The sequence below is a fragment of the Prochlorococcus sp. G5PB11 genome, from assembly GCF_059772425.1.
In genome coordinates this window covers 820,227-845,752 of record NZ_CM186287.1, presented here as the reverse complement: position 1 = coordinate 845,752, position 25,526 = coordinate 820,227, and the positions used below count along the sequence as shown (strand labels likewise).

Below are 25,526 nucleotides of genomic sequence, written 5' to 3'. Positions count from 1 at the left end.
TTATTGGATTTCACCTTTCAAAATGAAAACAGGGTTTAAAGGAGATAATCTTAAATCCTCTCCGATATTTACACCTCTATATGATTGATGTTGACTGATAGATAACTTGTGAACTTTAGGCCTTAATATCGACTCTAATTTTGATATAGATTTTAATGAAATTATTGGTATTACTAATATACAAGCATTTTTTACTAGCTTTAATACTTCTTCAACAATTAAACCTGAGCTTGATCCACCACCACCTATTATAACTCTATCTGGATGTAAAAGATTAGGTAAAATTTTCTTTTTGTTGAATACATTTAATATTTCATCTTCGATTATTAAAGATGGATTTACCCCTGTTCTTTTTGCGTTCTCTTGAATAATATTCTTGCTTCCAATCCTTTTATCAATTGATACTAATTTTAGATTTGGAGATATTCTTAATGCCTCTAAACCAATGCTTCCTACTCCACTACCTATGTCCCAAATTACTCCTTGGTTTGGGAGATTAAGATCAGCAAGAATTTGAACTCTAACTTCTCTTTTTGTCATCAACCCAGGACAGTCAGGATTTTGTAGAAAAACTGAATCTTCAATTCCAAATAAAGGCAAATCTTTTGGACTTATTTCTTGCTCTTCTTTTTCAAAAAGAATAACAAGATGCAACGGATCTATATCCTTTGGAAAGTCCTTAATTGAATCTATTTTTGTGATTCTTTCATTTTTATAGCCAAGCCTCTCAAAAGTCCAAAATTCATATTTCCCTTCAAGTTCTAATGACTGAAGTAATCTATAAACTTCCTTGCCCCCCTCTCTACTTGAGTCAGTTAAAACCACAAGTGAAGAAGGAAGCTTTTTAATTGCTCTCTCAAATGGTAGAGGGTCTCTGCCATGAAGACTGATCCATTTTGTATTTTGCCAAGGTTTACCAAGGCGTGAAAAGGCTAATTGGAAACTTGTAGCAGCTGGCTCAAAATTGAGTTTTGATAAAGGAAAGTTTTGTATTAATAATCTACCAATACCAAACCAAAGAGGATCACCACCAGAAAAAACAATTGTTTTTCTCTCTTCCTTTTTTAATATTGCTATGAAGTTATTTAGTTTGTCAGTTTCAATGAATTCAAACTTATGATTATTTATATTTTTATCCTTTAACCAATTTTTGAATGAATCTAAAATTCTTTTTGGACCAGTGATTCTCTCAGAGTTAAAAATTATTTTTTTTTTGGTTTCAAAGACATTTTCAACATTTGAAGTATCAATTCCTATTACGTTTATCTGAATTGACTCGTTAGCCATGGTTTAAAAAAATGGACGTGAAATTTCTTTTTTTTATAGCTTTACTATTTTTGGGATGAAAATCAACTAAAACTTTAGTAGTGAGTTTAAAAAGTTTTGTGAATCTTAAAAAAAATCAAGCTGAGGAGCACTTAAACCGAAGATCCCGACTGCATGAAATTTTGATAGCATTGATTAAGCAGCAAAAAGATTTAGAATTAATGGATGATGATGTTCAAGTATTTGAAAATTCTATTAAGCAATCAAAAAAATATGATCCCTCCAAAATAGTTGAACGTAATCAACGTATCATTAGGAAATATCAGTCACTCGTTCGCTCAGCAATAGCATTAGATGCATTACTTGAATCAGAAGATTGCAACATTAGTGATGCAAGGATTTCGTGATTTATTTCGTTTGATAATTTCTTGCCTTTTAATTTGTTGTTTTTTATTTACTAGCCCATCTAAAAGTTGTGCAGATTCAAAAGTTTCTTTTAATAATCAGAAAAAAGAGATTAAAAGAAGCTTAGAGAGCCTCAAAGACTTGGATTACCAAACTTGGCAACTTATTGTCTATCCAAACTTAAATGATTCCACCAAATTGATACTAAGAATTGTTGGCTATCCAGGCTCATTAAGGATCGATCATCCAACTGATTTGATAATTAATTCAGGTAGGAAGTCTTGGAATTTAAAAGACACAACAAAAAATAATAAAACCAACGTTGAAATTTTGAATGATTCTGCCGCAGAATTCGATATAAGTCCTTTGATTTCAGACTTGGACAAAAATAGACCTTTGAGACTCAAATTGCCTGGGTTGATAAATGAATTACCAATACCGCCATACTTGGTAAGTGAATGGAGATCACTAACAAAATAAAAATGATTAATTTGCCAGAGAATCTAAAAATATGGGTGCCATGGATGAGACGTGCAATTCAATTGGCTTTGTTAGCAGAGGGTAGAACAAGCCCAAACCCTCTTGTAGGAGCAGTTCTGTTGGACTCGTGCGGAAGACTTGTTGGAGAGGGATTTCATACAGGCGCAGGCAACCCTCATGCTGAGATTGAAGCACTTACTCAAGCTGGAGAGAAATCGGTAAATGGAACGATTATTGTAACTTTAGAACCTTGTTGTCATCATGGTTTAACACCCCCTTGCACAGAAGCAATAATAAATGCGGGGTTGAAAAAAGTTGTTATTGGGATGGTTGATCCAGATCCAAGAGTCTCAGGTGAGGGGATTTCAAGATTGAGAGACTGCGGGCTTGAAGTGATTCAGGGCGTTTTAAATCAAGAATGTGAATTCATTAACCGCGATTTTAGTTTTCGAGTGCGTAATGGCCGCCCTTGGGGAATTCTCAAATGGGCCATGAGCTTGGATGGAAGAATTGGATTACCAAATGGGAGAAGCAAGTGGATTACGAGCTGTCATTCTAGGAATTCTGTTCATCAAATCAGATCAAAATGTGATGCAGTAATTGTTGGAGGAGGAACAGTTCGAAGTGATAATCCTCTTTTGACTTCAAGGGGAAAATCAAATCTTGAACCTTTGAGGGTTGTTTTTTCTAGAACTCTGGAATTGCCTCATTCTGCAAAACTTTGGGATACAAAAATCGCTAAGACCATTATTGCCTATGGGCCAGAGGGGGATGAAGCTTTTTTTTCTGATTTGCCAGATGGTCCAGAAAAATTAAGACTCAATTCGGATGATCCATCCGAATTGATGACTGCACTTTCGCAAAAAGGTTGTAATAAAATCCTCTGGGAATGTGGTCCTCTATTGGCTACAAGTGCTATAGAGGCTAATTGTGTTCAGGAACTAATAGTTTTTGTGGCACCAAAACTCATAGGAGGTAAGTCTGCAATGAGTCCTCTCAATAGTTTTGGATTTCAATCAATAGATTCCACCTACAAATTGCAACATTCTCATTTAGAACAAAAAGGAGAAGACCTTTGTTGGAGACTGTTTTTTTAGGGCCTTAATTTTTTTTAAATAGATATTCGTTCGGATCTCCCTCCAGTAAAAAATTTCGATTTGGTATGAAAGTTGTTTAACTTGGTGTAAGTAAAGTTTTTGCTAATGCCAATACGACAGGATGAGAATCAACCCAATAGACGTTTTGGAATAATTAATTTAGTTCTCATAGGTTTCGGGGCACTTCTTCTTTTCAGCAGCTTTTTCCCAAGCTCCAACACACAAGTTCCCAGAGTTCCATACTCCTTATTTATCAATCAAGTTGATGATGGGGAGGTTAAACGCGCTTACATAACCCAAGATCAGATTAGATACGAACTTTCTACAGCAGAGGAAGGAGCTCCGTCAGTTCTTGCTACAACTCCAATTTTCGATATGGATCTTCCTCAGAGATTAGAAAAAAAAGGTGTCGAGTTTGCAGCTGCGCCTCCCAAAAAACCAAATATTTTTACAACTATTTTAAGTTGGGTAGTTCCACCTTTGATTTTCATCCTTGTTTTACAATTTTTTGCTCGAAGAAGCATGGGAGGTGGAGGAGCTCAGGGTGCACTCAGTTTTACTAAAAGTAAGGCCAAAGTATATGTTCCTGATGATGAATCAAAAGTTACTTTTGACGATGTGGCTGGTGTAGATGAAGCTAAAGACGAATTAACAGAAATAGTTGATTTTCTCAAAAAGCCTCAAAGATATACTGATATTGGTGCAAGAATTCCCAAAGGTGTATTATTAGTCGGTCCTCCTGGTACTGGAAAAACCCTTTTATCAAAAGCAGTAGCAGGTGAAGCCGAAGTCCCGTTCTTTATCATATCTGGTTCCGAATTTGTAGAATTATTTGTTGGTGCGGGTGCAGCAAGAGTTAGAGATCTATTCGAGCAAGCCAAGAAAAAAGCTCCTTGTATAATCTTTATCGACGAGCTTGATGCTATCGGTAAGAGTAGATCCGGCTCAATGGGAGTAGTCGGCGGAAATGATGAGAGAGAGCAAACTCTCAACCAACTTTTAACTGAGATGGATGGATTTGCCTCAACTGATAAACCGGTAATTGTTTTAGCCGCTACTAACCAACCTGAAGTCTTAGACGCAGCCTTGCTCCGTCCGGGAAGATTTGACAGACAAGTTCTTGTGGATAGACCAGATTTATCAGGAAGAAAAACAATTTTAGAAATTTATACAAAGAAAGTAAAACTTTCTAATGAGATCGATTTAGATCGTATCGCTCAGGCAACCAGTGGCTTTGCTGGCGCTGATCTAGCAAATATGGTCAATGAGGCAGCTCTCCTTGCTGCGAGAGGAAAGAGACAATCTGTCGAGCAACAAGACCTAAATGAAGCAATCGAAAGAGTAGTCGCTGGTTTAGAGAAAAAAAGTCGTGTTCTTCAAGATGATGAGAAAAAAATCGTTGCATATCATGAGGTTGGTCATGCAATAGTGGGACATTTAATGCCTGGTGGTAGCAAAGTTGCAAAAATATCAATTGTTCCAAGAGGTATGAGTGCATTGGGCTATACACTTCAACTACCTACTGAAGAAAGGTTTCTAAATTCCAAAGAAGATTTGCAAGGTCAAATAGCCACTCTTCTGGGTGGTAGATCAGCTGAAGAGATTATTTTTGGAAAAATTACAACTGGGGCGTCAAATGATCTCCAAAGAGCTACTGACCTGGCTGAACAAATGGTAGGAACTTATGGTATGAGTGAGATTCTTGGACCTTTGGCATATGACAAGCAAGGAGGGGGACAATTCCTCGGTGGTAATAACAACCCTAGAAGGGAGTTGAGTGATGCTACCGCTCAGGCAATTGATAAAGAAGTTAGAAGTTTGGTAGATGATGCACATGAGAGCGCATTAAATATTCTTAAAAATAATCTTTCCTTATTGGAAAATATTTCTCAAAAAATCCTTGAGAAAGAAGTAATAGAGGGGGATGAGTTAAAAGAAATGCTTTCTAACAGTGTTATGCCTGAAAAACTTTTAAATCAAAAGACTTGACTTTTATATCCTTTATCCCCGATAAAGGATATTTGAGGCTTATGCATGGCTTCAGCATCTTTAGGATTAGCTGCCAAATTATCTGCTTTAAGTAAAACTAATTTTCTCTCATCTGCTGACTTGAATGGTATTCAAGTCTTATCTCTATTTGAGTTGGCAAAACAACTAAAAGCAGGTACTAGAAGAATAGATCTTGGTAATAGAGTCCTAGGTCTAATATTTAAAAAAGCTTCTACAAGGACAAGAGTTAGTTTTCAAGTAGCTATGGCAAGACTTGGGGGGCAGATAGTTGATTTGAACCCTCAAGTCTCTCAACTTGGAAGAGGCGAACCCATCAAAGATACAGCGCGGGTTTTAAGCAGATATTGTGATGCACTTGCAATTAGGACTTTTTCTCAGCAAGAATTAGAAGAATATGCAAAGTGGTCTTCTATTCCAGTTATTAATGCTTTGACTGACCTTGAACATCCTTGTCAAGCTCTTGCTGACTACTTAACAATTCAAGAGAAATTTGGCGTGCTTGAAGGAATCAATCTTACTTATATCGGAGATGGTAATAATGTCGCAAATTCACTAATGCTATGCGGATCAATGTTGGGAGTAAATGTGAAAATTTGTTCTCCAAAAGGCTTCGAAGCAGAATCTAAAATTTTAGAAAAGGCAAAATCCCTTTCTGAACTTGGCTCGAAAATATCAATCTGCAATGACCCTTCAAGAGCTGTCCAAGGTGCACAGGTGATTTATACAGATGTTTGGGCGTCTATGGGCCAAGAGAAAGAGCAAGTAAAAAGAAAAGAAATTTTTGAAAAGTATAAAGTTGATAAGAAATTAATAGATTCGGCCTCTGAGGAAGCAATTTTATTGCATTGTTTGCCTGCTCATAGAGGAGAGGAAATTACAGAAGAGGCTTTGGAAAGTAGCAAAAGCTATGTTTTTGATCAAGCTGAGAACCGTCTTCATATACAGCAAGCTTTACTAGCTGTCCAGCTTGGAGGTCTTTAGACTTGCATTATAGAAAAAAATTAGGTACATATGTATTGGAGCACATATGTACTTGATCTGTTTAAATGCCAGGCGAATCTCTAACTACTGCTCAGCAAGAACTCTATGACTGGCTTGTAGGTTTTATTAGCGACAATCACCATAGCCCTTCCATAAGGCAGATGATGCAAGCGATGGGCCTTAGATCTCCAGCACCAATTCAAAGCCGATTAAGACATTTGCAAGAAAAAGGTTGGATAAAATGGCAAGAGGGTCAGGCAAGAACTCTTCAATTGATCGAGGAAAGTATATCTGGTGTCCCTGTTATGGGATCAATAGCTGCAGGAGGATTAGTTGAAACTTTTGATGATATTCAGGAAACGCTTGATTTAAATTCAGTTCTTCAATTACAAGGACTTTTTGCCTTGACTGTAAATGGAGATTCAATGATTGATTCTTATATTGCAGATGGAGATATAGTGTTGATGGAACCAGTTAATGATCCTTCTCGGTTAAGAAACGGAACTGTGGTTAGTGCAATGGTGCCTGGATTGGGAACTACATTAAAACATTTTTTTCGTGATGGAAGCTTAGTTCGCCTAGAAGCTGCAAACACAGCATATGAACCTATAGAAATTGATGCTGAGCAAGTTCATGTTCAAGGAAAATTAGCTGCTGTTTGGAGAAAAACCTAATACTCTTAAAAAATTAATAATATTTTTCTAAGAGTATTAGGTTTTTCTATGTTAACTTCGCTATTAATAAATTTTAGATTATATTTTAATAACTCAATAAATCCTATTTTATTGTAATTAATGGAGAAAATATTATGAGTAAATTAATATGCTCTAAAGAAGCCTCAATTTTGATAAAGATTAGCAAGAAAAAATTAATTATTTATATATCTTCTTAAATAATATAAAAACTTTCTTTAACTTTTCAAGATAATGAAACTATTTATAATTTTATATGAATTTATTACCTTGAAAAGGAATTATAGTTATTTGGATAGGAACTAAATAGCAAAATATAGAAAGAGTAGATAGAATAGCTAGATAAGAATAATTTATGTGGCTGTTTTTATTTAAGTTTTTAAGCATGATTTTTGATTAAATGGTTTAATTTCAATATTAAAAAAAATGTAGCATTCCAATCCTTAAACATTAGGTTTTTCCACTTTTCCACAAAATTTATAGTCCCCCAATAAACTCAACTGGAACGATGCCAATTGAATAAGTGGATTAATTACAAAAAACTTTGTTTTACTTCAAAACATAGTTGCTGCAATAGTTTCCAGGCACTTGGTATCTCTTGATACAAATCAAAGTTCTTGTCAAAATTCGCATACAAAACTTTTTGTAATATGAGGAAAAGAGGAAAATGTGGAAAAGTATCAACATATACCTCAGCTCTCATAAGAGAGGTATTTACTCTCTTAACATGAAGTTTCACTCTGTTTTTAGAGAGGTTCGCCCTTGTCTTTTTATGTGAATTTTTGTGATAGAACATCTATCTTTTGACAATGATTTCACAATCGATAAGGCTTTCACCTAGAAAAACTATAAGAATTTACAGCAAGTCAATCTAAGATCAAGAAAAGAAAGCCATTTTTTTTAATTAATTGGAAAACATCTGAAATATTTTTACAAGCCGCCTTAGCTAGTTTTTGGAATGAAATCGAGAAGGACAAAAAATCTTTTAATTTAATATTGTTTTCAAGATGGAGTTTTAAAAATATTGCTTATTCCTAAAAGTTTCTCTTTTAGTAATAATTATTTTTAATGTATCAATTAAGAAGTAATTGTTATTAAAGTTTAACTTTCTTTATAGTATTAAAAAATATCATTAGTTCAATTCATATTTTGCGATGACACTGGTCCTAGACTTTACCCCTTTATCTAGAGAAAGTTGTAAAGAGCAATAGATAAATGATTTATCTAAAAGATCTTTAATTAAAAATTAGAATGATTTCCTTGGATTACAAATTTTGTCGTTCAAAGTAAGGCTAGATATGCTTAATTTATATCAAGAATCTATTCTTGATAAACAACCAAACAAAGCTTTTGATTTTAAAAAGATCTATTTTACATATATTTATTAAATAGTTCAAGGAGTTATTATATGTCGTCAAAAGAATGCTTTTGTTAATGATGAATAAAATTTCTTAAACTGGATCACTCTTCATCTTTGGCTCCTTGCAGAGTTAATATAGTAAAACAAGATCATGCGATTAACTTGAATTTAATCACATTTTAGAGAATTATCTTGTTATGAAAGCTATAAGGAAGAAGCAACTAATACTATATAGAGATGGTAAGGCACTTTTCACAAATGCTGATTTACTACAAAGTTTGGTAGAATATACCTTTTTGACATACAATGAATTTAATACCTTTAAATCAGCAAAATTTTATATTAATTACTATAAAAATTAGATGAAGATTTTAGTTACTGGAGGAGCTGGTTTTATAGGCAGTCATACTTGCTTGGCACTTCTTGAAAAAGGTTATGAAGTTGTTGTGGTTGATTCTTTTGTAAATAGTAATAGGAAATCTCTTGATAGAGTAATTGAAATATTAAAATTTAATAAGAAGATTCAAAATTTACCCCTTGAAATTATCAAAGCAGATATTCGAGATGAAGAATTACTAGATAAATTGTTTTTAGATTATAAAAAATCAGGTAAATCTATTAATGCTGTTATACATTTCGCGGGTCTTAAATCTGTTAAAGAATCAATCCTAAATCCTTTAAATTATTGGGATGTAAATGTAAATGGTTCGATCACTCTATTAAGAGTAATGAATAGATATGAATGTAAAAAAATAGTATTTAGTAGTAGTGCAACTATCTATGGTTATTCAAATAATAAATCTTTCAAGGAAAATTCAAAGATTAAGCCTATAAATGCATATGGGCAGACAAAAGTAGCGATAGAGCAATTTCTAACTGACCTTTATTTAAGCAATCAAAATCAATGGGGGATAGCTAATTTGCGTTACTTTAATCCCATAGGCGCTCATCCTTCAGGTCTTATTGGTGAGGCTCCTTTAGGGGTCCCAAATAATATATTTCCATACCTAACACAAGTTGCTGCTGGTAAGATTGAGAAATTAAATATTTTTGGTAATGATTGGCCTACCAAGGATGGTACAGCCATTCGTGACTATATCCATGTAATGGATCTTGCAGAAGGTCATATCTCTGCGTTGAAATATTTGAGCGAAAATAAAATAATAACTGTGAATCTAGGAACAGGCTTGGGGACAAGTGTTTTAGAACTTGTTAATATTTTCGAGCGCGTTAATAAGATAAAGATACCTATAGAATTCACTGCAAGAAGGCAAGGAGATTGTTGTAGAGTAGTTGCAGATAATACCTTGGCTATTTCAAGTTTACGTTGGTCTCCAAAAAGATCCCTAGAAGAAATGTGTTTGGATGGTTGGAGATGGCAATCATTAAATCCTAAAGGTTATTAATAAATTTAAATTTTTGCAATTCTAATCTTGTTGAGTAGAAAGAGTATTTTTATCAAAAGTTTAATTTCATATTCCTGCAATCCCTACTAGTAAATTTCTATGAAAAAATAGTAGCTGTTTATTTTTTCTTGATTAGGGCTATAAATATAGTAAAATTTAATTTAATGATAGAATAATTAGACTAGGGAATGAATACTAATCAGCAGCGTTTTTTACAAGAAGAAAAAGAAGAGGCAGGTCCAGAAGAGGAAATTGATGTAAAACAATTATTTAGTGCTTTATTGAGAAATAAAAAATTAATAGGGGTATTTGGTTTGTTTGGGATATTTGTTAGTGGTTTGATTGCTTTTAACACTAAAAGAGTTTGGCAGGGTGAATTCCAAATTGTTCTCGAAAATAGCTCGCCTATTTCATCTTCTGTTAATCAACAACTTGCAAGATTTGTAGGCATATCACCCAAAAATAATTCTCTACAAACTGAGATAGGTATTTTAAAAAGCCCATCTGTTTTGATGAATGTTTTTGAATTTGTAAAAACTCAAAAAAGTAAGTCTTCCATGCAAAGGTTAAGATTCACAGATTGGCGAAGTGATTCCTTAGATATAACTCTTGAAAGAGGCACTTCAATATTAAACCTCTCTTATAAAGATACAGATAAAGATCTTATCCTACCCGTCTTAAATAAGATTTCTTCAGCTTATCAAGGATTCGCGGAGAAGAAAAGACTGAGAAGTTTGGAATTAGGCTTAAACTATTATAAGAAACAAATAAATATATACAAAATAAAAAGTATTGAATCCCTTAGGAAAGCACAGAAATTTGCTATTGACGAAGATTTAGTTATTAGGCAGGACGAATCAACAATTGATTCCAGCCAACGAAATCAAACTAATATTGAAACTATTAAGGTTGAGGCTGCAAATCAGATAAGAATTATAGATCAACAGCTTGATCAAATTGCTAATCTAAAAGATAGATCGGATGATCAAATAATATATTATGCTTCAACGATTCCTGAGATGTTAGGTTTATCTAATGACTTGAAAAATATTGATACGAAACTAACAAGGTTACGTGTTATTTATAAAGAGAATGATAGAACAATTCAAGACTTGATTGAAGAAAGAACATTTCTTATTGAATTGCTTAAGAAACAAGTTACTGGATTCTTGAATGCAAGAAGGGCAGATGCGCAAGCACGAATGAAGGCAGCAGAACGCCCAGATGGAATATTAATAAAATATAAAATGCTTTTAAGTAATGCTTTAAAAGATCAATCTACTCTTGATAATTTAGAGAATGAAAATAGGATTCTCTTATTAGAAAAGGCTCGAAGTAAGGAACCTTGGGAACTAATTACTAATCCCACATTACTTCCTTATCCAATAGCACCCAATCGAAAAAAGATTGTAGCTATGGGACTTCTTTTAGGAAGTTTTTTTGGAGCTGGAGTAGCTGTGATATCTGAAAAAAGAAAAAATATTATCTATTCAATATCTGAATTGGAGACATTGGGTAATTGGCCTTTCTTAGTTGAATTACCTGGAAATAATCAGAAATCTTGGTCTCAATCACTTAATTTATTAGTCTCTAATCAACTTTTGCAAGTCAATGGAAGTATGGCTTTAATTGCAATTGGTAAAATTAATGATTCATTACTTGAACAGCTCAATAAATCATTCAAAGGATTTTTAGGGAATCGTGATTTTATCGTTACGAAAGACTTGCTCGAATCAAATAAATTCACTAATTTAATTGTAATAATAGCTCTTGGAACAACAAGACGGGATGAATTATTAGATACCAATACAAAGCTTTTATTTCAAAAGAAATCAGTATTGGGATTGTTAGCTTTAAATAATATAAATTTAGAAACCTAATATTATGGATAAATACAATTGATTTTCTCTTTATCTACTCCTAACTCTAAATCTTTAATAGTACAATGATTAACTTTTCAAGTTATAAAATCTTAGCTCTAAAGTTCTTAATATTAAACTATTTAATATTAGGCGTTTCATATAAACCAAGGCAAGTTTATGCTCAACAAAATATTAACAAGCCATCTAAAGATTATATAAGACAGCTCCCAGATTCTTCTTCATATATTCTAGGAGCCGGAGACACATTAGAAGTAAAGATTTTAGAAGATACAGAAGCTTTAAACAAAACCGTCACTGTTGATAGTGAAGGGGTTGTTAGACTTGAAAGATTGAATAGAATATATGTTTCTGGTTTGACCATAGCTGAATTGACAGAAATTTTGAATAATGAATATAAAAAATATGTTAATGAACCAAATGTAGAATTATTAATAGTTAAATACAGACCCGTAAAATTTTATATAAATGGAGAAGTTGAGGAGCCTGGTTTGCATGTTTTAGCAGGCTCAGGTAGTCCATTAGAAGTTTCATCTTTTGTGCAAAATGTGATTAACAATGAAGCAAAAAATCTTAAAGCAAATCTAGAAGGTTCATCTATGAAACTTTCTCAGCAAAATAATATTTTTTTCCCTTCTCTTATGGATGCAATTCGAAAAAGTAAAGGTGTAACACAGTATGCAGATATGAAAAATATTAGGATAACTAGAGTTAATAGTATTTCTAATGGTAGTGGCCGTATAGGCACAAAATTAAATCTTATTGATACACTTGATTTAAAAGACAACTCTCAAAATGTGCGCATTTTTGATGGCGATATGATATTTATTCCTAAAAATGATAGACCTGTTTTATCTGAGATATCTAAGGCTATAAGGTCAAATTTAAATCCAAAATTTGTTGATATTTATATTGGTGGTAGAGTTGAAAACCCCGGTCCGCTAACAGTTAGTAAAAGTTCAGTCTTATTAGAGGCACTTCAATTAGGAGGTGGTACAAAATTTTTGAAAGGAAAAGTAAACTTTTTAAGATACAACTATGATGGATCAATTGATCAAAGAAAATTTGTATTAGCCAAATCGGCTCCAAGAGGCTCGTATAAAAACCCTTTCTTGAAAAATGGAGATTTAATTTATGTTGGTAAGAGTCCTTTGAATATAAGTACTGAGGTCCTATCTGATTTGACTTCACCAATTCAAAGTATATTTACTACATATGGTTTTTATAAAGTTTTAACTGAATAAAGTATCATAAATCTTATAAATGTCTAAGTAAAATAGGTTTAAGTAATTTTAAATTAAAAAATTGTTGTTCAACTTGATACTCAGGATAATCCAATTCCTCTTGCCATTAAAGTTGCTAAAAATGGAATAGATACGAAACCCACAAGCTCAATATTTAATATTAGCCTTAATCGGGAAACTAATTTTGCACTTACATTTGGTAATCTCCCTTTACTTAAGGGAATGGCCCACAAAATATATGTGATTGTGGGATAAAGTGATAATGAGCCAACCAAACCGAAAGTTACGATTTTTGTCCAAAATATAGGATTTTGCGTGTAGAACTCAGAACCTTGACCAAATTTGATAACCCTATAAATCCCGCTTACTAAAAGGGCTACTCCTGCAATCCCATAAATTATATCTGCAATGATCATTGATATAGATTCTCTACGATCAGGCGCAACTTTTAAAGAAATTCGTTCATATATCAAAGCACCAAAACAAATCATGAAGCTTAGATAATGGATATACGCGAAAAAAGCATTTTTAATTACCTCTGATGGAAATGAAAAAGCCATCAAAATCCTTTTAAAGTGTCTTTTTATACCCTAGTAGCAATTTTAATATACCGCTTGTCAAGACTAGGATAGGTTTTGCTTTTTTAGTTGGGTAAAAACTATTCCTGAATCTTCAAAGGAAACAATACTTTAAGGAATATTGGTTTAGAGGAGGAATAATCTAAGATAGGATCAGCTTTCTTCGTCGTAAAAATAAATTTACTACTATTGGAGCCCTTTAATGATCAGACAGAAACTAAATAAATTCTTTTTAGGCTTTCTTCTTTTTATTTTTGTGTTTAATATAAACCTATTTTTTAGACACCCAGAAAAAGTTTTCGCTCTAGACTCCAAAGATTCTAGATTAATAGAAAAAATATCTAAAGATTTTACTAAGAAATTTTGCAATTCAGTTGGCTTTGGTCTTTCCAAGGAAAGTGCGATGAAGTTCTCATTTAAAGAGAATAAAGAGATTTTCAAGAATAGGAAAGACTTTAAAAATATAAATAAAGAATTACTTTCTCAAAAAATAGCGTATTCAGTTGTTAATGGTTGTGGCTATCAGATAGATTTATACGAAGATAAAGATATTCAAGATTTTGCCGAATCTTACTTATCTTTTTATAAAGAAAGTTAATTAGAAAAAATTAACTTTCTTTATCTTCATGGATAAATGGTTAATGTATTATTTTTTCCATGAAAACAATAAAAATTAATATTCATTTATCTTTATTTATCATATTATTGTTCATTGTTTCTTTTGGGATTCCAGGATCTGATTTATATTTGAAAATCCTACCTGAATATTATGAGAGGTCATTGTTTGAGTTCATTCAGGTTTTCTTTATTGTTTCAGCATTATTTGTTACGTTAAGGAATAAAAAATTATTTATTTGTTTTTCCAGTAAAATTTCATATTACTTAAGACTATTTAGTTTATTCTTCATAATTTATGAAGAAAGTAGTTATATAACTAAAGGCATTAGTCCTTTTTTTAATAAATATAATACAAAAAATGAAATTAATTTTCATAACTTAGATATATTAAATAACCTAGCATTTAAAAGAATACTTATTCCAGGAACTGACTTCTATTTCAATCTTACTATTTCGGCAATTATATTTTTATTGATTTTGTTCATTCTTGGTTTTGGTTCTTACTTGCCACGAGCTAATAAATTTAATTTCTTTTTCTTAGATCGTAAATTCTCTTTTTATTCTTTGTTTTGCGTATTAGAGCTAAGTATTACTTTTTTAATAAGAAACTTTTTTAATCTTGAGGTGGACCTGCTTACCTGGGAGGAAACAGAACTTTTCTTTTATATTCTTTTATGGTTTGACACTCTCTATAAATTAAAAAAATTAAAACATAACAGGACTCATAACCACTAAAAATCCATTCTTGAGTACAAATACCAAAAAGCTTGAACAATAAAATAACCAATCAGGTTTTTTTCTGCCTATGCAAGAAAAATAATTTCAAAATGGTAGTTTAGCTTTTCGCTTTCAATAGAGCTAAAGAGCTTTAAGGAAGCTTGATTTTGAAGTTTCCACTAGGAATTATGCAATAATTCTTGTATGAGGTAAAGAAGGCCTTGCCTATTTAATCTTATTTTTTATCTTTACCGAAATTTGCGCTAATTAGGACTAATAAGAAGAAAACTTTTAGACAGGTTATTCAAGTAATTTATTTTTGAAATTAACCTCTCTACTTGCACCATTTACAAGTTTTTGCAGAGGTTTAGTTAACTTTTTCAATGGTGACTTAGAAAATATCAGTTTTTTTGAGGTTAGATCCATTTGTATTAAACAATTAAACTCATAAGAGGAATCTGTTACAGGGAAATCGCTTCTTTGATGAGCTCCTCGGCTTTCGTTCCTTTCTAATGCTGAAAGGATTGTCGCCTCCGCACTTATCAATGAAGATTGCAAATCGAAAATCAGAGCCAAGTCTTCGCAACTGTGCTCATCTATTCTTATATCTATATCTTTTAATTTTGTTTGGATAGTTCTAATCTTCTCAAGACCATTTTTAAGTAATTCTTTGCTTTTTATAACTCCACAATTTTCCCACATTATTTGGCGCAACTCATATTGCAACGGTCTTACTAATTCGTTCCCACTTTTTATAAATTTGTTTATATTTTCATGTGCTAAATCTATAACTTTATTTGACCTTTCTTGTTGATTTAATTTTCTTGAATATTCTACACTAGCTATTCCTGCTCGTTTTCCAAAGATAAGTATTTCAGCAAGTGAATTTCCCCCTAAGCGATTTGCACCATGAAGTCCTCCCGCAACTTCTCCTGCTGCAAATAAACCTTTTACTGATGTAGATAAATTTTTTGGATTAACTAAAATACCACCCATAGAATAGTGAGCAGTTGGAGCTACTTCCATTGGGGATTTTGAAATATCAAGCATTTGTGCCTCAAGAAATTGTCTGTATATACTTGGTAATTTTTCGATTATAAATTCTTTGCTTTTGTGACTAATATCTAAGAAGACACCTCCTTTCAATGTTCCTCTTCCCTCTATTATCTCTTTATAATTAGCTATGGCAACTTTGTCTCTAGTAGAAAGTTCCATTCTCTCACTATCATAATTAATCATAAACCTTTCTCCCTTGTTGTTAAATAGTTTTCCTCCCTCTCCTCTCACCGCTTCTGTAACTAAAGTACCTGCAATCTCTTCAGGAAATAGCATACCAGAAGGATGAAATTGCACCATTTCCATATCTACTAACTTACAGCCTGCATTAAGTGCCAAATAATATCCATCTCCTGTATTTTCATTTTTTCTTGATGAACTTTTTTTCCATATCCTTGTATGTCCACCTGTACAAATAATAACTGAATCAGCTAAATGTATTGTTCGTTCAGCTGATAATGTATTGAATGACATAGCCCCAAAACAAATATCTTTTTTTATCAAAAGTTCAGTAACATACTCAGAATCATAAATAGGGATTTTTAGATTATCAGCCTTTTTAAGTAGTGTTTTTAGTATTGAGAAACCTGTGAAATCTCCTGAGTAGCATGTTCTGCGATATTTATGAGCACCAAAATATCTTTGATCAAAGTTACCGTTTTCCAGTTTGGCGAAGTTAGCTCCCCATTTATCTATTTCTCTAACCAAAGAAGGTGCTTCTTTTGCCATTATCTCAATCTTTGAAGGATCACCAATTCCATATCCTTCCAAATATGTATCAACAAAATGTTGTTCCCATGAATCTTTAATGTCTAAATTTCCAAAAGCTGCATTAATCCCACCGGCCGCCAATACGGTGTGGGAATCGGTTCTAGGTCTTTTCCCAAGGATACAAACATCAAGACCAGCTTTTTTTACTTCTATGGCTGATCTTAGACCTGCACCACCACAACCTATTACTAAAACATTTGATATTTGAGTTAAATGCGAATTAAAAGTCAATTGAGCTTTGTCCTTACTATTTATATATTTATTATATTATTTTTTTATGCAAATTAATTAATTTGCATAAAAAGACTAAAAGAGAACAGCGTAATAGTATTAATCTAAAAGAGATTTACCCTCTTTTTTAATTTAGAAGCGGATATCTCCCTGCAAAGGGAGGTTGTTAGTCCAGACCTTTTGCAAATAATGGATTTGGTAATTATCCCAACTCTTTAAGAGATCTTGAATCTATCAATTCTAATACATTCACCTCTACTAATTTCTTGAATTTCTCTATTTCATATTTCAAGGTTTCTTGATCAATGTATTGTCAATTGGTCTTTTCTGCGTCACTTTTGTATTCCCAATTGATGAGGTGAGTTAGCTCAGCTTTTCCTTATTTCTGAGTAACTGCACTAAAAATGTGACCTTTTTTTTACGATTTTGCCGCATATTTCCCTTAAAGATACTCCAATTTGGGTGTTTTTAGCTGGTAAAGTATAATAATCAAGTCGTTTGAGACTGATTGCAATCACTGTCATTTCAATGATATGGGGCCATAGCTCAGTTGGTAGAGCACCTGCATGGCATGCAGGGGGTCAGCGGTTCGAGTCCGCTTGGCTCCATTCAAGAAGATTATTTTTTTAACTGACTTTAGTTCTTATCTCAAAGGTGTTGAGGATAATTTAAAGTAAATAATTGAAAATATAGTAGATTTGGATTAATGATTAATTGTTTTTAGACTATTAATTCTTATTCCTCTTAAAAACGTACTTCCTAAGCAAGCTATTACCACTCTTTATTCTCCCTCTGGGATTTAGTTTGTTTTGTTTAATTGTAAATCTCAAGAAACCAGCCAAGAAAAATATCTTATGTGTGATTTTATTTCTTGGGATTTTTAGTATAGGCTTTGTGGCAGATCTCCTATGGAAATTAGTTGAACATCCTTGGCAAAGAATAGATGAAAATGATGCCCCAACTGCTGATGCAATTATCGTATTAAGTGGTGGAGGTAGGCCTCAAGCTCCTGGAATAGCCAATATTTTTGAATGGGGAGACCCAGATAGATATTTTGCTGGAATTAGGCTTTATCAAAAGAAAAAAGCTCCAAAACTATTTTTTACAGGCGGAACAACTCCCTATGCTAAAGAATTAAAGGATGAAGGAACTTTATATAAAGAACATGCGCTAAGTCTTGGATTGCCTTTAGAGGCTATTTCGACTACTAAAAAAGTAGTTAATACGGCACAAGAAGCTATAGAAATAAGAAGAAACCTAAATCACATGAATTCTTCATCGAAGATTCTTCTCGTTACCAGTGCTTTTCATATGAAAAGAGCAAAAAAATTATTTGAGCGGCAGGGCTTGATTGTTTACCCTTTCCCTGTAGACTTCAAAACTTCCAAAATTTCACCATGGCATAGCCCAAATCAATGGATACCTAATGCTGGTAGCTTAAACAGAAGTTCGAAGGCCTTAAGAGAACTAATTGGAAGAATTATTTATAGATCTTGGTAAATAAAAAAAAAATTTTTAAACCTCTTTCAAAGTTAATTATCTCAGGTTTTATCAAGCTATTTCTATCATTTGCCTTGCCAATCTATTGCGGAAGCAAGCAAGATGTTCTATCTTCTTGGTTTTATAAATATTTTATTATAGAAAAGATAATTATTTTAAAAATTTATGTGAAATAAATAATTATAGAAGATATTTTAGTTTTGTTTTACTAAAAAGAGAGTCGAAAGTACTAATAGGAACAAAAAATACCTGTATTATACAAGTCTGTTGTAATTCTTGTTTATGAAAAATATAATCTCTCACTCAGTTATGTTTCATCACTTTCATAATAAAGTTCATGAACCAGTCCAAGGTAGTTTGAGTGAATCTGATTTTAGGAAAATGTTGGTTTGGTTGAGTGATAATTATTCTCTATTAGGAGCTTATGAATATTCAAAAAAATTTAAAAATAAAACTTTAAAAAGTAATGATATTTGCCTATCTTTTGATGATGCTTTGAAATGTCAATATGATATAGCTGTGCCTATATTGAAGGAATTTGGAATAGATGCATTTTTCTTTGTTTATACAAGTATATTAACTAATGATTATGATGAGCTTGAAATTTATAGATATTTTAGAAATTCTGCGTATTCTGACATGGATGATTTTTATGAGGAGTTTTTTGAGAAAACTAAAGAATACTCACCTAAAGAATTTATGAAAAAAAGATCCGATTTTTTTCGTATTAATTATTTATCAGAGTATCCTTGTTATTCCCAAAATGATAAGTGGTTTAGATTTATTAGAGATCAGTATTTGTCTGAAGAAAAATATAAACAAATCATGACTAAATTGATTCAAGAGAGGAAATTTGATGTTTCTGGGGCTAAGACCAAATTATGGATGACTGAAAAAGATCTAATTGATTTAAATAAAAGTGGATATGCTATTGGGTTACATTCTCATACTCATCCTACACAAATGAAGCAACTTTCAAAAGAACAACAGAAATCTGAATATAAAAAAAATTATGAGTATTTATATAAAATAACTGGTAAGGATATTAACTCAATGTCACATCCCTGTGGAAGCTATAATGATGATACAATTTCGATTTTAAAAGAATTAGGCGTTGAAATAGGCTTTAGAGCTAATATGAGTATCAAAAAAAGTAAATCTTCATACGAAATTCCACGTAGAGATCATACATATGTATACAAGGAAATGCTCAAATGAAAGTAACTATATTTAGCAGTAACCAGCCAAGACATTTAAACTTGGTAAAATTATTTTCTGAAATTGCAGATCAAGTTTTTTTTATAAGTGAGGCTAATACTGTTTTTCCTGGACAAATAAATGATATTTATCGTAAAAGCGAAGTGATGAAAGAGTATATGAGTAACGTGATAAATTCTGAAAAAAAAATTTTTGGTGAGATTAGTTTCTTACCCTCTAATGTTAAATCTCTTATAATAAAAAGTGGTGATTTAACTAAACTTCATAGAGCTCAATTGCAAAAAGCTATTGACTCAGATTTTTACATTGTGTTTGGGGCTAGCTATATTAAAGGTTGGTTGATAGATTTTTTGATAAGCAAGAAAGCTCTCAATATACATATGGGTCTATCTCCTTATTACAGGGGATCATCTTGCAATTTTTGGGCATTGTATGATAACAAACCTGAATATGTGGGAGCAACAATTCATTTGCTTAGCAAGGGGCTAGATAGTGGAAATATTCTTTTTCATTGTGTTCCAAAACTAAAAAAGGATGATAATACCTTCGACTTTTCAATGCGGTCTGTGCTCATAGCTCAAGAAGGCCTCCTAAAGGTTATTAGTAATGGAACTATTTCAAATTTAAAAAGCTTAAAACAGGATCAATCAAAAGAAGTTAGATATAGCAAGAATAATGACTTTACAGATAAAGTTGCATCTGAATTCTTAAATAGAAATATGAAATTAGATTCAAAATTATTTACCTATCCTAGTTTGTTAAATCCGTTATTTGGTTAAATATTTTTATTGCAATCATTAAATTAAAAATATTCTGATTTTAACCAAATCATATAATTTAAACATCTAAATAATTACTTGCTTTTTAAGAAGGTTTTAACAATCTAACTATAAGGTCGAAATCCATGCATTTCTAGATGTTTAATTGCTCGAATCAGAAAGGGTTAATTAATTTAACCCTTAGAATATGTATATAAAGTTTTATCTAAATCTTGCATTCTAAATTATTAAATAGGTTATCTATCTGAATGGTGTTAAGTTCTTGGAGAAAATTATCCTGTCTTTTAGAAATATACTTGCTTTTATATTTATTTTTAATGTACGATGATTTTTCAATGAATCTTTGAATTAAGCTAATATCTTTTTTGTCTGGTAAATTATTTATATAAGTATATAAGCATAACTTAAAATAATTATCGATGGTTTTGGGAGAATGATCGCAATAATTTGAGAGTAAATTACTAAGATCAAAAATGAGTTTTGATATGTTATCTAAACCCTTTCTATTACATATATAATTTTGTATTGTTATGACAGATTTTTCTCTTGGCACTTTAGATTTTTTTCCTCTTATCCAGTATGGATTATTTATTACTTTAGAGCTACCCATTAATGTCATAGAGATCTCATAGAAAATCTCTATCCAAGCAAAAATCTCCAAAGATCTATGCTTATAAAACACTTCAAATATTTTTCTAACTATTTCTGCTCGACAAATAGCATATATATTCCTTGGGTTGTATTCAGAAAAATATGTAATTGCTCTTATATTAGGTTCAATTATTTCATCTAGAATTGTTGATATTTGCGTATAATTTCTTTTTAACTTTATTTTATTCCCTTCAACTATATATTGATACGGTAACCCCATACAAGAACTGTAAGAAGAATTATCTTTTAGTTTATTAATACAAAGATTAAGACTATTCCTATTAAATAAATCATCATCTGAGCTTAAAAGAACATATTCGGTTGCGACTTGATCATAACCAAACTTTAATCTTCTTAAGTATGAGCCCTGAGGACATTCTTTGTCTTCATCAGAAGGTTCGAAATAAAAGTATTCGATATTGCTTGTTATTTCATTTCCATATTTAGGCCATTTAGAAGAAGATCCATCAAGAATTAATATTTTAAATTCAGTACCTTTCCAGTATTTTATTAAATTAGATAAAAGTTCTTGTCTTTCATAAGTTGGTATAATTATAGTTAGATTCATTAGAATATTTTGATATTAGCTTATTCGTATATCACTATTTTTGTTGGATAAACTTAGCCATTTTGAATTGTAAGAATCTATTAACTTATAGTGATTTGTGTAAACCTCATCGAGAGTTGGTAGAAGTATATTCCCTTTTAGAAGTTCACTCATAAAGTAATGACAAAGATTACTCCAATTATAAAGCTTGCAAGTGCCAATGACTTTATTCGATTTAGTTATTATACCATTTATTTCATCTAGTTCAAAAGATGAAACTTTTTCATTAGGTATTATTTCCTCAAAGAAAATAAAATTATTTTCTGGTTTTTTTGTGGTTACAATATTGTGTTTAATATTATTTTTGTATATTATAGATATCTTACCCTCAGCTTCAGAGTATCCTTCCCTAACTTTACTCTTTCTCCAGTTATTTAGTTCATTAGTCACTACCTTGGAAATAGATGTATTAAAACACCAACTAATAATATCTGCAAAATGAAACGAATTACTTAGTAATTCCCACTTACCGATATGTTGATTTATTTCTGTGATTTGATGAGTATTATTAATTTCTAATTTAGCTATTTGCCAAAGTGGTTGCATTCTTCTGGAATGACTTACTAAAACTTTTTCATTTTTTAAAAGTTCATTTATTCCCTTAAGCAAATCAGGTGAGCATGCAATAATTTTTTCAAGTATCCAATAACATGGGTTTATTAACAGAGATAAATCATAGATCAATTTAGGTCTTTCTGATGAATTACAGGCTACGATACATATATCAACTTGTTCTTGAATATCTTCCAGTCTATTAATATAGCTTACTGTTGACATTATTGAGAGGCTTTTATTTAGTTCAGAAAATCTTTCCTTGATAAGCTTCAAGTTGTTTTTATATGGATCAAAAACTGTAATGATTACTTTTTCACCTAATAGTGAACAACTAGAAGCCCACCAAGATCCAAAGTTGCCGCCTCCGGCAATAAGTATATGTTTCTTCATGTTTCCTTATTCTCTAAACGAAAATGTACTCTTTTGGGATGCGTGCATAATTTTTTTATTATTTTATTTAGCATGACTTTAGTTTATAATTTTTCCTTTTTTTAAGTATGCATTAGGCCAATACGTCACTCTTTCTTTAACAGATCCTTCATTAAAAGGCCATTCAGGCTCAGACAAGTTAAAACTTTTATCATATTCCAAGAACTCCTCTATAGCTGTAAGTGGATTATTCCATTCCCAATCTTCTTTAGATCTAGGAGCTCCAACTACTTGTTTCATGATTCCATCGCAAGCTACTATATAACTTCCTTCGCTAATAAAATTACTATATAATTTGAGCTCTTTAAGTACATGTTCTTTACTATGATTACTATCAAGAATTACTAAAACTTTTTTATTTTTAGATAAAGCAGATTCAATTTCATCTATTACTTCCCTTGAAGTTGAATCTCCTTCGACTAGCTTTATTAGATTTTTTAATTCATGTTTTTCTATGGCTTCTCTGTTGTGTTTTCTAATATCTACATCTATCCCAATTACTTTACCTTTGCCTAATGCTTTTAATAAACTTGCATAAAATATCAATGAACCTCCATGTGCAACGCCGGTTTCTATAATATAATCAGGCCTTAACTCATAAACTAACTCTTGTATTCTAATAATATCTTCTGGTAATTGTATTATTGGTCTTCCAAACCAACTAAACCCGTAGACATATTTAGTGTCCCAACCTACTCTTAGCCAAGCGTCAGATATGATTTTAAAAGCTTCTGGCGTATTCAATGAAATTGTTGTGCCGTCAGAGAGAGTTATTTGTGAATTCTCTTCATCAAAAGTAAATTTTCTCATTATTTGGTTGCTCAGGAAAGTAATTATTTCTAGTATTATATTATAAATATATATAATTTCTAGCTCATTTAATTTTTTTATTTAATTATCTTAAAAACATAAACCACTGTTCTGATTATTTTAAATCTGTGAGGAAACTTTTTTAATTGGTTTTTCTGAAAATAATAAATTTAATTTATTCAATAGTACAAATTAGAATTAATAATTTTAAATAAACATAAATATTATCTTTTTAGTTTATAAATGGATTACCAGGCTTTCGATATTCTTTTAATAGTCTAGATATATTGATCGGTTCGTTTTTGAATACTTCATTATTCAATGATTCAAATGTTATTTTATAGCCTTTAGAATTTAGCCAATTTGCAACTTCCATATGCGTAGTATTATAACCAGATGCAATATTATATATTCGATTATTGCTATTCAAAGCTATTTTCCTTATATAGTAAATAACATCTTTCATAGATATATAATCCTTTTCTGAATTTGGAGATTGTAGTATTTTTGACTCCCCTTTTGTTCTGAATTCATTTATTAATTGACCTATAAATGTTTCATTTGGTTGATCAGCTCCTACGACATTGCTTATTCTAACTACTTTATAATTATCATTTTTATTTGATAAGACAATAGACTCCCCCATTAACTTTGAGATATTATACAAGTCAGAGGGCTCATTTGATATACATTTAATAGGTTCATTTTCTAATGTTGATTGATTTCTCATGTAGACTCTAGAGGATGATAAATATAGAAATTTTTTTATATTATCTTGCTGAGTACTTAAAATTTTATTTAATAACCCTGCATTTGACTGATAGGTTTCATATGGTCTGCTTCTGAAATCACCAGTAATTCCAATGGTATAAATTACTAAATCTTTTGAGTTTTTATTAAGCAACCAATCCATCATATTTTCCCTATGTATGCTATGAACATCATGACCTAAATTAGATAAATATCTTACTAATTGACTGCCAATCCAGCCTTTCGATCCTAAGACATGTATTGACATTAATATGGTCTATAATTGTGTATATTACATGTAATTTGACATGCAAAAGATTAATTCATTGAAATTCTTAATCATTCAATCTTTCTTTTCTATTAATTTTTTATTCAAATCTTATAGACATAAAAGAAATTTTTTAAAACGAAGCAAGATTTAAAAAGTATATGTTCAAATCAATTTTTCATCTTCTAATGCAAAATATACAGAAGATTTATGTTTTTTAAGCTTTTCAAGTAATTGTTTGAATTTTTCACTATCTTCATTAAAAGACTGTTTGGTTGCAAATATTATCTGATGATTTGGATGTTCTTCTAAAAGGGCATTTATCTGTGGATAATGATTTACTTGCCACTCCGCAACTTCTCTTTCTATTACAATTGAATTTGCTGAGGCGAACTCTTGAACCATTGCTCTTTGAACTTGGTGAGTATAAATTTTAGCCTTATGCTTGGAATACAAAACTGATACGCCAAGTGTTTTCGAATAGTTATTTTCTTTTCGTTTTAAGCTTTCTAGGGTAACATAATCTAATCCAAATCTCTTTTTACCCATATTATTTATTTCACTTTTAGGTAGTAATCTAAAATCTACTGAGTATCTTACTTTTTCTTCTTTGCTTGGTATTGTTCCATGCAGATTTTTATTATTAAAAGTTAGTATGTCTCCATATTTCATTATTTGCGGCTTCCCTACTTTTATACATTCTTGATTTAATTTTTCTAGACTCCATTGATTGGTTCTGAAATCAGATATGAGTTTTTTTGAGTTTTCTTCATCGACTATCCATAAGCCATTAGATGTATATGTTTTGCTTAGGGGTATCCAGACATTCAACATTTTTGGAGGATGACCAGATAGGATTTCATCTGTATGAAAATCTACAGATTTTTTACTTTGTCTTTGAAGTCTAAATGTTGGCCTTTTTTGACAAACTAATTCTTGGCCAATTATTTCTTGGACTGTTTCAATTAAATTTATGTAAATTTTGACAAATTGCTCACTTTTTAAAATCTTATGGCCCTTTTCTACAATATTTGAAACATTAGAATTTTTGAATTCTTTATCCCATTCATAAGAGGAACAATTAAAACCTTTTTCGAATTCCTCTAATAACTTAATTTTATTTGTATTAAATTTAAAAATACTCATTTTAGAAAAATATTTTTATTA

The 25,526-nt window shown here is 31.3% G+C and carries 21 protein-coding genes and 1 tRNA gene; 14 read left to right on the top strand and 8 right to left on the bottom strand.

Features of this window, described 5'->3' with window-relative positions; all coding sequences use genetic code 11:
- Entirely contained in the window at positions 1-1,287 is a 1,287-nt protein-coding gene (cbiE, locus tag AC6EI0_RS05185) for a precorrin-6y C5,15-methyltransferase (decarboxylating) subunit CbiE (protein WP_498523365.1), read from the bottom strand.
- A 98-nt stretch (positions 1,288-1,385) separates the two neighbouring features.
- Here cbiE and AC6EI0_RS05180 point away from each other — a divergent pair, with 98 nt between their 5' ends.
- From AC6EI0_RS05180 to AC6EI0_RS05140, 9 genes are all read left to right on the top strand, one after another.
- A complete protein-coding gene (locus AC6EI0_RS05180; protein WP_498523364.1) occupies positions 1,386-1,673 on the top strand; it encodes a DUF8678 family protein in 288 nt (95 codons plus the stop codon).
- On the top strand, positions 1,621-2,151 hold the full coding sequence (locus AC6EI0_RS05175; protein WP_498523363.1) for a DUF3122 domain-containing protein: 531 nt from the start codon (positions 1,621-1,623) through the stop codon (positions 2,149-2,151). Before AC6EI0_RS05180 ends, AC6EI0_RS05175 begins: the two co-directional genes overlap by 53 nt.
- A 2-nt stretch (positions 2,152-2,153) precedes the next feature.
- Complete coding sequence (ribD, locus tag AC6EI0_RS05170) at positions 2,154-3,248, top strand: bifunctional diaminohydroxyphosphoribosylaminopyrimidine deaminase/5-amino-6-(5-phosphoribosylamino)uracil reductase RibD (RefSeq protein WP_498523503.1); 1,095 nt, start codon at positions 2,154-2,156, stop codon at positions 3,246-3,248.
- Positions 3,249-3,353: 105 nt separating this feature from the next.
- Positions 3,354-5,237: an ATP-dependent zinc metalloprotease FtsH gene (ftsH, locus tag AC6EI0_RS05165; protein ID WP_498523362.1), complete on the top strand. Its 1,884-nt coding sequence runs from the start codon at positions 3,354-3,356 to the stop codon at positions 5,235-5,237.
- Positions 5,238-5,282: 45 nt separating this feature from the next.
- Positions 5,283-6,239 (top strand): ornithine carbamoyltransferase, encoded by a 957-nt coding sequence (gene argF, locus AC6EI0_RS05160; RefSeq protein ID WP_498523361.1) that lies wholly within the window; start codon positions 5,283-5,285, stop codon positions 6,237-6,239.
- A 65-nt stretch (positions 6,240-6,304) separates the two neighbouring features.
- Positions 6,305-6,913, top strand: coding sequence for a transcriptional repressor LexA (gene lexA / locus AC6EI0_RS05155; protein WP_498523360.1), 609 nt, complete (start codon positions 6,305-6,307; stop codon positions 6,911-6,913).
- A 1,740-nt stretch (positions 6,914-8,653) separates the two neighbouring features.
- Positions 8,654-9,697: a UDP-glucose 4-epimerase GalE gene (gene galE, locus AC6EI0_RS05150; RefSeq protein WP_498523359.1), complete on the top strand. Its 1,044-nt coding sequence runs from the start codon at positions 8,654-8,656 to the stop codon at positions 9,695-9,697.
- A gap of 188 nt (positions 9,698-9,885) precedes the next feature.
- Complete coding sequence (locus AC6EI0_RS05145) at positions 9,886-11,577, top strand: GumC family protein (protein WP_498523358.1); 1,692 nt, start codon at positions 9,886-9,888, stop codon at positions 11,575-11,577.
- 65 nt (positions 11,578-11,642) lie between these two features.
- Positions 11,643-12,821: a polysaccharide biosynthesis/export family protein gene (locus AC6EI0_RS05140; protein WP_498523357.1), complete on the top strand. Its 1,179-nt coding sequence runs from the start codon at positions 11,643-11,645 to the stop codon at positions 12,819-12,821.
- Positions 12,822-12,901: 80 nt separating this feature from the next.
- On the opposite strand, the gene AC6EI0_RS05135 is transcribed toward AC6EI0_RS05140, so the two are convergent.
- Complete coding sequence (locus AC6EI0_RS05135) at positions 12,902-13,381, bottom strand: DUF2214 family protein (protein WP_498523356.1); 480 nt, start codon at positions 13,379-13,381, stop codon at positions 12,902-12,904.
- A 220-nt stretch (positions 13,382-13,601) separates the two neighbouring features.
- On the opposite strand from AC6EI0_RS05135, the gene AC6EI0_RS05130 reads away from it, so the two are divergent.
- Entirely contained in the window at positions 13,602-13,997 is a 396-nt protein-coding gene (locus AC6EI0_RS05130; RefSeq protein ID WP_498523355.1) for a hypothetical protein, read from the top strand.
- Between the two features lie 1,037 nt (positions 13,998-15,034).
- Here AC6EI0_RS05130 and AC6EI0_RS05125 read toward each other — a convergent pair.
- Entirely contained in the window at positions 15,035-16,792 is a 1,758-nt protein-coding gene (locus AC6EI0_RS05125; protein ID WP_498523354.1) for an FAD-binding protein, read from the bottom strand.
- Positions 16,793-17,327: 535 nt separating this feature from the next.
- On the opposite strand from AC6EI0_RS05125, the gene AC6EI0_RS05120 reads away from it, so the two are divergent.
- The 4 genes from AC6EI0_RS05120 to AC6EI0_RS05105 all read left to right on the top strand — a co-directional run bounded on the left by AC6EI0_RS05120 (position 17,328) and on the right by AC6EI0_RS05105 (position 20,289).
- Positions 17,328-17,400, top strand: a tRNA-Ala gene (locus AC6EI0_RS05120).
- A gap of 286 nt (positions 17,401-17,686) precedes the next feature.
- Positions 17,687-18,292: a YdcF family protein gene (locus AC6EI0_RS05115; RefSeq protein ID WP_498523353.1), complete on the top strand. Its 606-nt coding sequence runs from the start codon at positions 17,687-17,689 to the stop codon at positions 18,290-18,292.
- 282 nt (positions 18,293-18,574) lie between these two features.
- Entirely contained in the window at positions 18,575-19,510 is a 936-nt protein-coding gene (locus tag AC6EI0_RS05110; RefSeq protein ID WP_498523352.1) for a polysaccharide deacetylase family protein, read from the top strand.
- On the top strand, positions 19,507-20,289 hold the full coding sequence (locus tag AC6EI0_RS05105) for a formyltransferase family protein (protein WP_498523351.1): 783 nt from the start codon (positions 19,507-19,509) through the stop codon (positions 20,287-20,289). Before AC6EI0_RS05110 ends, AC6EI0_RS05105 begins: the two co-directional genes overlap by 4 nt.
- A gap of 205 nt (positions 20,290-20,494) precedes the next feature.
- Here AC6EI0_RS05105 and AC6EI0_RS05100 read toward each other — a convergent pair whose 3' ends face one another.
- The 5 genes from AC6EI0_RS05100 to AC6EI0_RS05080 all read right to left on the bottom strand — a co-directional run bounded on the left by AC6EI0_RS05100 (position 20,495) and on the right by AC6EI0_RS05080 (position 25,505).
- Positions 20,495-21,508 carry a TIGR00180 family glycosyltransferase gene (locus AC6EI0_RS05100; protein ID WP_498523350.1) on the bottom strand — a complete coding sequence of 338 codons (1,014 nt, stop codon included), beginning with the start codon at positions 21,506-21,508 and terminating at the stop codon, positions 20,495-20,497.
- Positions 21,509-21,523: 15 nt separating this feature from the next.
- On the bottom strand, positions 21,524-22,492 hold the full coding sequence (locus tag AC6EI0_RS05095) for a hypothetical protein (RefSeq protein ID WP_498523349.1): 969 nt from the start codon (positions 22,490-22,492) through the stop codon (positions 21,524-21,526).
- A 78-nt stretch (positions 22,493-22,570) separates the two neighbouring features.
- The gene (locus AC6EI0_RS05090) at positions 22,571-23,341 is read right to left on the bottom strand and encodes a cephalosporin hydroxylase family protein (protein WP_498523348.1); all 771 of its coding nucleotides are present in this window, start codon (positions 23,339-23,341) and stop codon (positions 22,571-22,573) included.
- 232 nt (positions 23,342-23,573) lie between these two features.
- Positions 23,574-24,359 carry an NAD-dependent epimerase/dehydratase family protein gene (locus AC6EI0_RS05085; protein WP_498523346.1) on the bottom strand — a complete coding sequence of 262 codons (786 nt, stop codon included), beginning with the start codon at positions 24,357-24,359 and terminating at the stop codon, positions 23,574-23,576.
- Positions 24,360-24,524: 165 nt separating this feature from the next.
- Positions 24,525-25,505: a hypothetical protein gene (locus AC6EI0_RS05080; protein WP_498523345.1), complete on the bottom strand. Its 981-nt coding sequence runs from the start codon at positions 25,503-25,505 to the stop codon at positions 24,525-24,527.
- Positions 25,506-25,526: the final 21 nt, after the last annotated feature.

Excerpts from the sequence above, each read along its gene's own strand:
- AC6EI0_RS05090 (WP_498523348.1), bottom strand. The coding sequence starts at position 23,341 with ATGAGAAAATTTACTTTTGATGAAGAGAATTCACAAATAACTCTCTCT.
- AC6EI0_RS05100 (WP_498523350.1), bottom strand. The coding sequence starts at position 21,508 with ATGAATCTAACTATAATTATACCAACTTATGAAAGACAAGAACTTTTA.
- AC6EI0_RS05145 (WP_498523358.1), top strand. The coding sequence starts at position 9,886 with ATGAATACTAATCAGCAGCGTTTTTTACAAGAAGAAAAAGAAGAGGCA.
- AC6EI0_RS05080 (WP_498523345.1), bottom strand. The coding sequence starts at position 25,505 with ATGAGTATTTTTAAATTTAATACAAATAAAATTAAGTTATTAGAGGAA.
- ribD (WP_498523503.1), top strand. The coding sequence starts at position 2,154 with ATGATTAATTTGCCAGAGAATCTAAAAATATGGGTGCCATGGATGAGA.
- lexA (WP_498523360.1), top strand. The coding sequence starts at position 6,305 with ATGCCAGGCGAATCTCTAACTACTGCTCAGCAAGAACTCTATGACTGG.
- AC6EI0_RS05175 (WP_498523363.1), top strand. The coding sequence starts at position 1,621 with ATGCATTACTTGAATCAGAAGATTGCAACATTAGTGATGCAAGGATTT.
- AC6EI0_RS05130 (WP_498523355.1), top strand. The coding sequence starts at position 13,602 with ATGATCAGACAGAAACTAAATAAATTCTTTTTAGGCTTTCTTCTTTTT.
- AC6EI0_RS05085 (WP_498523346.1), bottom strand. The coding sequence starts at position 24,359 with ATGTCAATACATGTCTTAGGATCGAAAGGCTGGATTGGCAGTCAATTA.
- AC6EI0_RS05110 (WP_498523352.1), top strand. The coding sequence starts at position 18,575 with ATGAAAAATATAATCTCTCACTCAGTTATGTTTCATCACTTTCATAAT.
- AC6EI0_RS05105 (WP_498523351.1), top strand. The coding sequence starts at position 19,507 with ATGAAAGTAACTATATTTAGCAGTAACCAGCCAAGACATTTAAACTTG.
- galE (WP_498523359.1), top strand. The coding sequence starts at position 8,654 with ATGAAGATTTTAGTTACTGGAGGAGCTGGTTTTATAGGCAGTCATACT.
- AC6EI0_RS05095 (WP_498523349.1), bottom strand. The coding sequence starts at position 22,492 with ATGAAGAAACATATACTTATTGCCGGAGGCGGCAACTTTGGATCTTGG.
- AC6EI0_RS05135 (WP_498523356.1), bottom strand. The coding sequence starts at position 13,381 with ATGGCTTTTTCATTTCCATCAGAGGTAATTAAAAATGCTTTTTTCGCG.
- ftsH (WP_498523362.1), top strand. The coding sequence starts at position 3,354 with ATGCCAATACGACAGGATGAGAATCAACCCAATAGACGTTTTGGAATA.
- AC6EI0_RS05140 (WP_498523357.1), top strand. The coding sequence starts at position 11,643 with ATGATTAACTTTTCAAGTTATAAAATCTTAGCTCTAAAGTTCTTAATA.
- cbiE (WP_498523365.1), bottom strand. The coding sequence starts at position 1,287 with ATGGCTAACGAGTCAATTCAGATAAACGTAATAGGAATTGATACTTCA.
- argF (WP_498523361.1), top strand. The coding sequence starts at position 5,283 with ATGGCTTCAGCATCTTTAGGATTAGCTGCCAAATTATCTGCTTTAAGT.